Origin of the sequence: Candidatus Anoxymicrobium japonicum, assembly GCA_002843005.1 — a bacterium.
In the GTDB taxonomy this organism is placed as follows: Bacteria; Actinomycetota; Geothermincolia; order Fen-727; family Anoxymicrobiaceae; genus Anoxymicrobium; species Anoxymicrobium japonicum.
The window spans coordinates 1-9,220 of sequence record PHEX01000067.1; the positions used below are offsets into that span (position 1 = coordinate 1).

Annotated in this window: 13 protein-coding genes; all 13 read left to right on the forward strand. The window is 52.3% G+C overall.

Annotated features, from left to right (window positions below):
- Positions 1 to 159 precede the first annotated feature (159 nt).
- A complete protein-coding gene (locus CVT63_06790) occupies positions 160 to 1,227 on the forward strand; it encodes a 3-deoxy-7-phosphoheptulonate synthase (protein ID PKQ27653.1) in 1,068 nt (355 codons plus the stop codon).
- 67 nt (positions 1,228 to 1,294) lie between these two features.
- The gene (locus tag CVT63_06795; GenBank protein ID PKQ27654.1) at positions 1,295 to 1,615 is read left to right on the forward strand and encodes a hypothetical protein; all 321 of its coding nucleotides are present in this window, start codon (positions 1,295 to 1,297) and stop codon (positions 1,613 to 1,615) included.
- A gap of 4 nt (positions 1,616 to 1,619) precedes the next feature.
- A complete protein-coding gene (locus CVT63_06800) occupies positions 1,620 to 1,919 on the forward strand; it encodes a putative addiction module antidote protein (protein PKQ27655.1) in 300 nt (99 codons plus the stop codon).
- 93 nt (positions 1,920 to 2,012) lie between these two features.
- A complete protein-coding gene (locus CVT63_06805; GenBank protein PKQ27656.1) occupies positions 2,013 to 2,237 on the forward strand; it encodes a hypothetical protein in 225 nt (74 codons plus the stop codon).
- A 371-nt stretch (positions 2,238 to 2,608) separates the two neighbouring features.
- On the forward strand, positions 2,609 to 3,124 hold the full coding sequence (locus CVT63_06810) for a hypothetical protein (GenBank protein PKQ27657.1): 516 nt from the start codon (positions 2,609 to 2,611) through the stop codon (positions 3,122 to 3,124).
- 143 nt (positions 3,125 to 3,267) lie between these two features.
- Positions 3,268 to 3,825: a hypothetical protein gene (locus tag CVT63_06815; GenBank protein PKQ27658.1), complete on the forward strand. Its 558-nt coding sequence runs from the start codon at positions 3,268 to 3,270 to the stop codon at positions 3,823 to 3,825.
- Positions 3,826 to 4,067: 242 nt separating this feature from the next.
- Positions 4,068 to 4,280, forward strand: coding sequence for a hypothetical protein (locus CVT63_06820; protein PKQ27664.1), 213 nt, complete (start codon positions 4,068 to 4,070; stop codon positions 4,278 to 4,280).
- A gap of 766 nt (positions 4,281 to 5,046) precedes the next feature.
- Positions 5,047 to 5,619 carry a hypothetical protein gene (locus tag CVT63_06825; protein PKQ27659.1) on the forward strand — a complete coding sequence of 191 codons (573 nt, stop codon included), beginning with the start codon at positions 5,047 to 5,049 and terminating at the stop codon, positions 5,617 to 5,619.
- A 759-nt stretch (positions 5,620 to 6,378) separates the two neighbouring features.
- A complete protein-coding gene (locus CVT63_06830; GenBank protein ID PKQ27660.1) occupies positions 6,379 to 6,636 on the forward strand; it encodes a hypothetical protein in 258 nt (85 codons plus the stop codon).
- A 455-nt stretch (positions 6,637 to 7,091) separates the two neighbouring features.
- Positions 7,092 to 7,487 carry a glyoxalase gene (locus tag CVT63_06835; protein PKQ27661.1) on the forward strand — a complete coding sequence of 132 codons (396 nt, stop codon included), beginning with the start codon at positions 7,092 to 7,094 and terminating at the stop codon, positions 7,485 to 7,487.
- A gap of 157 nt (positions 7,488 to 7,644) precedes the next feature.
- Positions 7,645 to 7,962 carry a hypothetical protein gene (locus tag CVT63_06840; protein ID PKQ27665.1) on the forward strand — a complete coding sequence of 106 codons (318 nt, stop codon included), beginning with the start codon at positions 7,645 to 7,647 and terminating at the stop codon, positions 7,960 to 7,962.
- Between the two features lie 9 nt (positions 7,963 to 7,971).
- Positions 7,972 to 8,811 (forward strand): phosphoserine phosphatase SerB, encoded by an 840-nt coding sequence (gene serB, locus CVT63_06845; protein PKQ27662.1) that lies wholly within the window; start codon positions 7,972 to 7,974, stop codon positions 8,809 to 8,811.
- A gap of 163 nt (positions 8,812 to 8,974) precedes the next feature.
- The coding region (locus CVT63_06850; GenBank protein ID PKQ27663.1) for a hypothetical protein at positions 8,975 to 9,220 on the forward strand (246 nt) is incomplete at its 3' end.

Sequence of the window (9,220 nt, forward strand, 5' to 3'; positions counted from 1 at the left end):
CCCGCCAATCGAGCCGATCAAGATCATCAACCTGATCCAGAAAAACCGCAGCTACAAGCTAGCCGGACAGGATAAAATTTCCCTCCTTCGCCACTGCCCGACCCTGAACGACAAGGTCGCCGCAGTCAAAGACATGATTCGCCAGCTGAGCAACTGACCATGACCACACACATTGAAAACATCAACGTAACCGCCTTCGACGACATGCCGACGCCGGAAGAGATCCACGCCGGTCTGCCGCTGTCGGCCAAGGCCGAAAAGACGGTCACCCACGGTCGGCACCTGCTGCGCAACCTCCTCGATCGCAAGGATCACCGCCTGTTCGTTGTCGTCGGCCCCTGCTCCATCCACGACCCGGTCGCCGGCCTCGACTATGCCCGCCGCCTGAAGAAACTGTCCGATGAAGTCGGCGACACGCTGCAACTGATCATGCGCGTCTACTTTGAAAAGCCCCGCACCACCGTCGGCTGGAAGGGCTACATCAACGACCCGTTCATGGACGACAGCTTCCGCATCGACGTCGGCATGGCCAAGGCCCGTGAATTCCTGCTGCAGGTTGCCGAAATCGGCCTGCCGACCGGCACCGAGGCGCTCGACCCGAACTCGCCGCAATACTACGGCGACCTCATCACCTGGACCGCCATCGGCGCCCGCACCACCGAATCGCAGACCCACCGCGAGATGTCCTCCGGGCTATCGACCCCGGTCGGCTTCAAGAACGGCACCAGCGGCGACCTCGGCGTCGCCGTCAATGCCATTCTCTCCGCCTCCAAGCCGCACTCCTTCCTCGGCCTGACCAATCAGGGCCGCGTCGCCGTCGTCCGCACCAAGGGCAACAGCTACGGCCACATCGTGCTGCGCGGCGGCGACGGCCGCCCGAACTACGACACCGTCTCCATCGCCATGGTCGAACAGGCCCTCGACAAGGCCAAGCTGCCGCACAACATCGTAGTTGACTGCTCGCACGCCAACAGCTTCAAGAAGCCGGAACTGCAACCGCTGGTCATGGCCGACATCGTCAACCAGGTCCGCCTCGGCAATAAATCGCTGGTCGGCGTGATGATCGAATCCAATATCGAAGCCGGCAACCAGTCGATTCCGGCCGACCTCAGCCAGCTCAAATACGGCTGCTCGGTGACCGACGGCTGCGTCGATTGGGATACCACCGAGAAGATGATCCGCGACGCAGCGATTCTGCTGCGGGATGTGTTGCCGGAACGGGTGTAACGGGAGGCGACGACGATGCCGACCATCAGCCAGTTCTTCGGCATCGTCATATAGAGGACTGGGAACTATGCCGAGCCGGACAGCTACCGAAGAAAATTCGACCGCTGGAGCAGTTCTGGCCGCGCCGTGGCGTATTGAGGCTGTCTCGGTCCTGCCCAATCACCGGCTAGCCCTGACCTTCCGTGACGGACTGGTTGGGGTCGCCGATTTTTCGGCAATCGCTACAGCCGCCAACCCCGGCATCTACGCGCCGCTGGCCGACCTTGATTTCTTTGCTCAGGTAAAAGTTGAACTGGGCGCTCTCACTTGGCCTAATGGTGCAGACATTGACCCCACCTGGCTGCATGAGAGTCTGGCAACCGATAAAACGTGGGCTGTCACCTTTTAGCTCCATGGCCAAGGCATCCACCAGTCGCTACGACGTGTCGGAGCATCTTCGAACCTCGGAAGAGATGGCCGCCTTCCTCGAAGCCTGCCTTGAAGAAGCCGATGGCGATGCCGCACTCATCGCAAAAGCCTTGGGCGATATCGCCCGAGCCAAAGGCATGAGCCAAGTTGCCTGCGATGCGGGACTCTCCCGCGAAAGCCTCTACAAGGCGCTTTCTGGCGAACACAGCCCTGGCTTTGATACTATCCTCAAGGTTGTTGGCGCCCTCGGCCTGAAGCTCCATGCCGGCATCAGTAACTCATGAATCCAACAAGAATCTGATTGGGCAAAGTCATTAAATCTCTCCGCAACCTTTGATTGCCATAGCCGCCGACAAACCTCTGTGAAGGAAGTTTTCATGACCCAAACTGACCTTGCCAAGATGCCCATCTCGGAAAAAATCCAGTTAATGGAATCGCTCTGGGAAAGCCTGAGCAACGACCCTGTTACTGCTGAGGTAGTTCCGGCCTGGCACGGCGATGTTCTCGCCAAACGCGCAGTTCTGCTTGATCAGGGTCAGGAGCCTGTATCCGCCTGGGGTGATGCGAAACAACGCATTCGCGACAAGACCGCCAAGCAGTAAATAAAAATTTTCCTGAGGCTCCTAATGCACAAATACAGGATCTACTATTTAGCCGATCATGACGACGGTGACCCAACGACTTATGAATCATCGATTCCGGTTTCTCCTGGCGATGTCATTCAGTTGCCTGAGACTGGCGATTTCCATCAGGCCATCCGTCTGCTACAGCAAAAGACAGGTACGCGTTTAGATCTTTCAAAATCTGCTCAGTCCGAGGCTGAGGCAAGGCTTCTATCAGTTCAGTATGGATTCTGGCCAGCAGGCTAGCTGCACTCTTTACGTGAGCAATAGGGTCTGACCCCCTATTGGGATGTGACCCCCTATTGGGATGCGGCCTTCCTCGGCTGAGCTTGGCGTTATGAGTATGAACGATGATCAGCGATATTTTTTATGGATTAACATCGTATGTGTCTCAATACCCTACCGTTGCTATTGGGGTGGTCGGACTTTTCATTGCGCTAAATTCATTAATGATCGCAAGGTGGCAAAGGGATCGCATTTTTTACGAAAACCTTGAAAAAAGTAGCACCTTCCAAATAGCGGAAAATTTGAAAGATATTGAGAGGATTTTAAATAAAAAAATAGGTGCTAATGACCGATACTCTTTGCAAGATATATTGGATGGAAATATACGGCCGGATATAAATCAAGATATAGAAAATCAGCTATCAATACTCGCACGCTATTTCTCCGAATTTGCGGCCAACCTGGAGAAGTATTCGGCCAACATAATGATAAGAAAAAAAGTTTGTTTTAACTTCCAAGAATATGGCAAAAAAGCCAGAAAGTACTATCGGCTATTTAAGAAATACAATTTCGAAGACATCGGAATAGAGTTTTCTATCGGCCACTTAAAATCGGCCGGTATACTTATGGACGATGAATAAATCAAAACATAATGAGATCAACGTTATTTATTTCGATAAGTAAATAAACAATAGGGGTCAGACCTATTGTTTGTCCAAACCCCTATTCTTCAATCAACGCGTGCTCTGCACTCACCCATCAAACACCAAAGGGAGATGCACCCTTGAAGCTCATTCTTCCCATTATGCTTGCACTGACACTTGGGGCCTGTACAACCCTCGAGCAGTCCAACCGCATTTCTACGCGACTAGTCGGGAAGGAGTTCAACTCCATCGCCTCGCGTTACCTTGACCGGCCCACTTTCGCTGCTATCGAGCGCATGAGCGACAAGGCAACTGTACTCCGCGTGAAAATGTCGATGTACGGCTCCAAGGAATCAAACCTTCCCTTTCTCCAAGGCAGGAGTGCAGCGTATGTCGCGCACATCGATAAGTTCCTTGAATGGGAGGCTCTGGCGAAGAGCCGAGGCGACGCACTAACAAAGGACATCGGGCGAGTGCCCGCATGGTCCAACGGGCCTAGCGGCGACCTGAAGTTCGTCTTTCACAGCGGTAACGCCGCGACGCACTTCTTGGCCATTTCGTTCTGTGCGGCGGGCACGTGCCTCGACAATCAGACCGTGTACTTTGATGCTGCCTCTGTCCAAGAGCTGCGGCGCCTCCTTCTTGCGCTGGATGACGGCTCTCTCGGGAAGGCTAGTGTGGACAGCGTATACAAGTAACGTCCGGACCCAAAGGGGAAATGGGTCAGAGTCATTTAGCAAGCCAAAGAACAGCCAAAGGGGTCAGAGAGATTTTTTTGCCGCCAACAGCCCAGACATTTATATGTCTGTGACCCCATTGGCTCTGCTCCGCCCCCTTCCGTCCTACCTTTGATCTTTGTGGAAATATGCCAATGAAGCCATTGTATCTACTCGTATTTGCAGCCGTTGCTGGATGCGCATCTAACTCTGGGATCGTTCAAATGGGTAGCAACACCTACATGGTCTCCCGCCAAGCGGCAACTGGTTTCACGGGAATGGGTACTCTCAAAGCCGAAGCAATGAGAGAAGCGTTTGAGCAATGCCAGAAGACGGGGAAAGCAGTTGAGGTTATTGAGACAGTTGATGCAAAGCCTCCATATATATTCGGCAACTTTCCAAAGACAGAGATTCGATTCAAGTGCGTAGTCGAATAGATGCGAACCACGCAGCAAACCCAAAGCGGTCATAGTATTTATTTTCCTGCCACTAATAGCCCGGAAACATATATCTCTCTGACCCCTTTGCTTGTTAGCCCCCTCCGCCTCCGCCCCAAAAAGGACGCATAGGTTATGTCTCAAAAAGAAGATTCGTTCACACCAGCAGTAGCAAATGACAGCCAAAATGCCCGACGGAACGAAATTGTTCGATGCCCTGCGTGTGGAGCTGAAATGGCGAGAAAAAAACTCAAAAAACATAAACGCAATGCTCACACTCCACCGCAAACCCAAGATCCACTCGAAAAAACATTAAAAACAGCAAACCCAAAGAGCACTATTAGAAAAATAAAAGATGAATTAAGAAACGACGTCAAACAGTTGAAGAGCGTCCCGTTGGAATATCAAGCTAGCGTTTACGCCAGGATGGAAAGAGAAAAACGCGCACAGCAAGATATTAAAAGACGAGAGCAACTTCAAACACTGAAATCAACAGAAAAAAAACTTAAGGAAGAGCTTCGAAAAACAATCACACCATCCGTTCGAGTAGAGTTGGAAAGAAAAATATTAGCCTGCGATAAAGCCATAAAAAACGCTCCGAAACCCAGGCGCAGTTGGTCTCCGATTCTTTCCGGCTCTTTCGAGTCAGGCAAGTAATTTTGCCTAACACTGCGGTCAAGGCCGCTCCCTCCCGTCGCTGGACGCTGCGCGATAAAACACCGCGCAGCGCCCCTTACCTACAACGTTATACAAAACGGAGACATCGATGAGCGCCAAGGAATTCGCGGGCCAGTTAAAGCAGACCATCGAAGGTCTCAGGAACAATGGAACGGCGGCAATTTATTGCAACAACCTTATTGCCTATCTGGAAGAAGTAATAAATTCGCCTTCTCCAGTAGTAACACAGGCAGAGCTTGAACACTACAAAGCACAACTGCAAGTATGGGTCGAAGCAGAAAAACGAAATCATGCTTCCGACCTTGAAATGTTTCGCTCTGTTATACAAGCAGGGCAAAATGCCGTTAAATCTTCATTTCTGCTGAATGGCGGTGCCTCAGTTGCACTGCTGGCATTTATTGGAAAGCTAACTGAAGAGCAACAGTCAAAAATCCCTGAATTCGCTGATTCTCTGACAATTTTTGTTGCCGGTGTTTTGGCTATAGCCATGGCATCCGGCGTGACATATTTAAGCCAGTGGTTTTATGCTGAGTCTGAATCATGGAAACAAAAGGCCGGCTTTGCCCTGAATATGGCATCCATAGTATTAGGCCTTTCTTCTTATGGCTTTTTCATATGGGGCATGTGTAGAGCTTACTCAAGCTTTCTGGCATTCGTATAACAATGCGCTCAAATCGTTCGCTTCGCTCAGCAAAGGCGCTCAGCAAAGGCGCTCAGCAAAGGGGTCAGCAGCAAAGGGGTCAGAGACATTTTATTCCCCAGCGCCTAAAGGGGTCAGAGACATTTGGATTCCCAATTCACTCCGACCCCTTTGATTAAGGGAAGATTGCAAAGAAACTGAAACAAGCTAACAAGAACATGCAAGCTACAAAATGACCCGCGCGGACGCGCAACCAAAGCAACCAAAGGCACAATCAAAGGGGTCAGAGCTACTTGGTTTGAAAAGAATATGTCTCCGACCCCTTTGGCTTTTTATGCATATTTTCCATAGATATTTAATTTTTTGATCATTATTTTTATCATGTTCACTAGAAACCTAATAATCCAATTAATACTTATATTTTTCTCACCGTTTAATTACTTACATGCAGCAGGATTTCAAGACTTACCTTGGGGAACAGATATTTATTCTATACAAGAGAAATTTAGTAACGCCAGATTCGAGACCCCATCGGAAAAAGTTTATCCTATATGCAATAATCAGCACGGCGAAACCTATCTCTGCACTATTGCGCAATCAATGTGTGAAAAAATGGGCAGAGGTTGCCATCCTTCGCTATTGGTAAAAAATTACCAAGTAGGCACATATCCATTTACATTAACCTTTGAGTTTTCTCGAGAAAACACACTTCACGGCGTAAGCTTAAGCTATTCAAACAATTTGATTGGACAATCTTTTCAAGAAGGAAAATCCGTCCATATGGCACTATTGAGAAGCTTAGAAGGTAAATATGGCAAGCCAACCGAAGCCGAACCATTGGAGATAGCGAAACAAAAAATTGGAGGTGCTTATAGTGCGACCGCCTTTTATCAGTGGAAGAATAACGAAACAAGAATAAACTTTATATTCTCCGGAAGATTTGACACGATAACTCATAAATATGTCGACATTGGCGGATCCCCGAACATCACAATAATCTACTCTCCGTTAATTGACGAAGCAGCCTCAAAACTCTAGAACCGAAGGAACCAAAGGGGTCAGAGTCATTTACTTTGAAATGAAAATGTCTCTGACCATTTTATCCATGAAAACGCCGATATTTTTATTCGCCTTTTTTGTCTAATGAGTATTTTTGGCTGTGAACAACAAAAAACAATAACTGATTTTTATGCGGATTTTGATCGCAATTGCAAACATGAATACTTCATTAGAGAGATGAAAGAGACAGAAGCACAGGTTATTTGTACCTGCATGATGAAAGAAGCAATAAATCGCTGGAAATCCTTGGGAGAGCTAGAAGACTCACTTATCAAGGAAGATCGGCAACCCAGAGGGCCTACAGACTTCTTACGTGGTGCTTCAAGAATAACTTACAGGTCATGCAAAAAATCGGACCCAAAGGGGTCAGAATGATTTAGCTGCAATGTAACCATTTCCGATCTCTTTGATTTTCTTCGATCCGATATCTTTCCATGCTCGCACTCGACCACGTTTCCATTTCGGTTCCCAGCACCGAAACAGCTCGCCCCTTTTACGATGCAGTGATGGCCGCGCTTGGCATCGTCAAAGTCTATGATCGTCCTGGTGCGCTCGGCTACGGCGTGCGCTGTAACGACATTGAAGACTTTCATTCTTGCTTGGCGGTTTATGAGTCGGCTGAGGCCAATTTCGACGATAAGCGTCACTGGTGTTTCAAGGCGACCACCAGAGCACAGGTCGCAACCTTCCATTCCGCCGGTCTGGCTAATGGCGGCAAAGACAATGGTGCGCCGGGCCTCCGGCCGAACTATCACGCCAACTACTTCGGTGCCTTCCTCTTCGACCCGTTTGGCAACCGTATTGAAGCTGTCTGTCATCGCGCGGAATGAGAGGCCGATCGATACCGAGAACTGGGGTATTGCCGGCGAATCGATCACCGTTCGCCGGGCGCGGGGCGTGTCGCCTTTACTTGGCCGGTTTCCCCCGATGAAGGCAAAGCGCTCCAAACCACGCCACGCCGCTGAGAGCAGCCACCAAGGCCATCCCATGGACTCCTTCTGCGAATGGGACAGCGACACCCTGGTCCTCAACATCCTCGGCCAGCCCAATGCCAACCGCGATGCGATCGGCAAGCCCAAGGGCAAGCAACTCCAGGTCAGCGTGACGGCAGCGCCGGTGGCGGGCCGGGCGACGGATCACATGGTGCGTTTTCTGGCGGCCGAGTTTGCCGTTTCCCCGGCGGCCATCACGGTGGTGTTTGGCCGCTTCAATATCAACAAGCAGCTCCGCATCCGCGCGCCGCAAAACCTGCCGGCCGTCATCGCCCGGCATCTGGCGCAGCAACCTCTTCAACTTGAACTCTGACAGCACACCATGAACCTCATCATCCAGGGCGGCGCCCTCCCCACTTTTCTGCTTGAACGACTCGTTGCCGCGACCGGCGCCCATGCCGTCGAACCGCGCCCGCCGCAGGTGGTGCGGCTGACGGGGGCGAGCCGCACGGCGGAGTTCGAGGCGCTGGTGCCGTTGATCGAAGCCGAGAAGCTGGACTGGGCTTTCGTTCAGTCGGGCCGCAAGCTGAGCGATTTCGGCCTGATCTGCTTCGACATGGATTCGACGCTGATCACCATCGAATGCATTGACGAACTGGCCGATTTCGCCGGCAAGAAGGCCGAGGTGTCGGCGGTGACCGAGGCCGCCATGCGCGGCGAGATCGACTATCGGGAGAGCCTGCGCCGGCGCCTGGCGCTGCTCGCCGGCCTCGATGCCCGTGTGCTGGCGCGAGTTTTCGGCGAACGCCTGCTGCTGTCGCTGGGTGCCCGCGAATTACTCGAAGGCTGCCAGGCCGCCGGCCTGCGCACGGCGATCCTGTCCGGCGGCTTTACCTACTTTACCGAGCGCCTGCGCATCGAGCTCGGTTTCGACTTCGCCACGTCGAACGAGCTGGAAATTTCCGGCGGCAAGCTGACCGGCCGGGTGGTCGGCGATATCGTCGATGCGGCGGCCAAGGCCCATCATCTGTGCCGCCTGCGCGACGAACTGGGGCTGCGCAAGGAACAGGTGATCGCTGTCGGCGATGGCGCCAACGATCTGCTGATGATGGCCGAGTCCGGCCTGTCCGTGGCTTTCCAGGCCAAGCCGGCGACGCGCGCCAAGGCCGACGTGGCGATCAGCTGCGGCGGCCTGGATTCCCTGCTCAACTTGTTCGACTGAAAATTAGCTGAACTTGCACAAAGCAGGTGCATGCCTGCCCGGCCATGCCTGAAATAGTGGCGTAAAAGCACCGAGAACTCCCTATCCGCGGGGGTTTAAGGTGCTTTTTTATGGGCACATGCCTTGCTAGTACTCCATACACATAGGGCGGCTGGAGGGTAGCATGGCGAAATACAAGGGCATCGAGGTCAAGGACAACGTGCGGACGCTGCTGCCGCACATGCCGCTGATCGAGGAATACCGGGAAATGCTGCAGACGCTGCAGGCCGTCTGGGACAACCTCAACCTGCTCGGCCAGATGTCGGGCACCACGGCCGAGATCGGCCAGACCCGCGAAGCCTTCTCCAGCCTGACCGGCGACTTGCTGAACAATCTCGCCGAGCGAACGCTGGCCAAGCGCGAGCAGGAA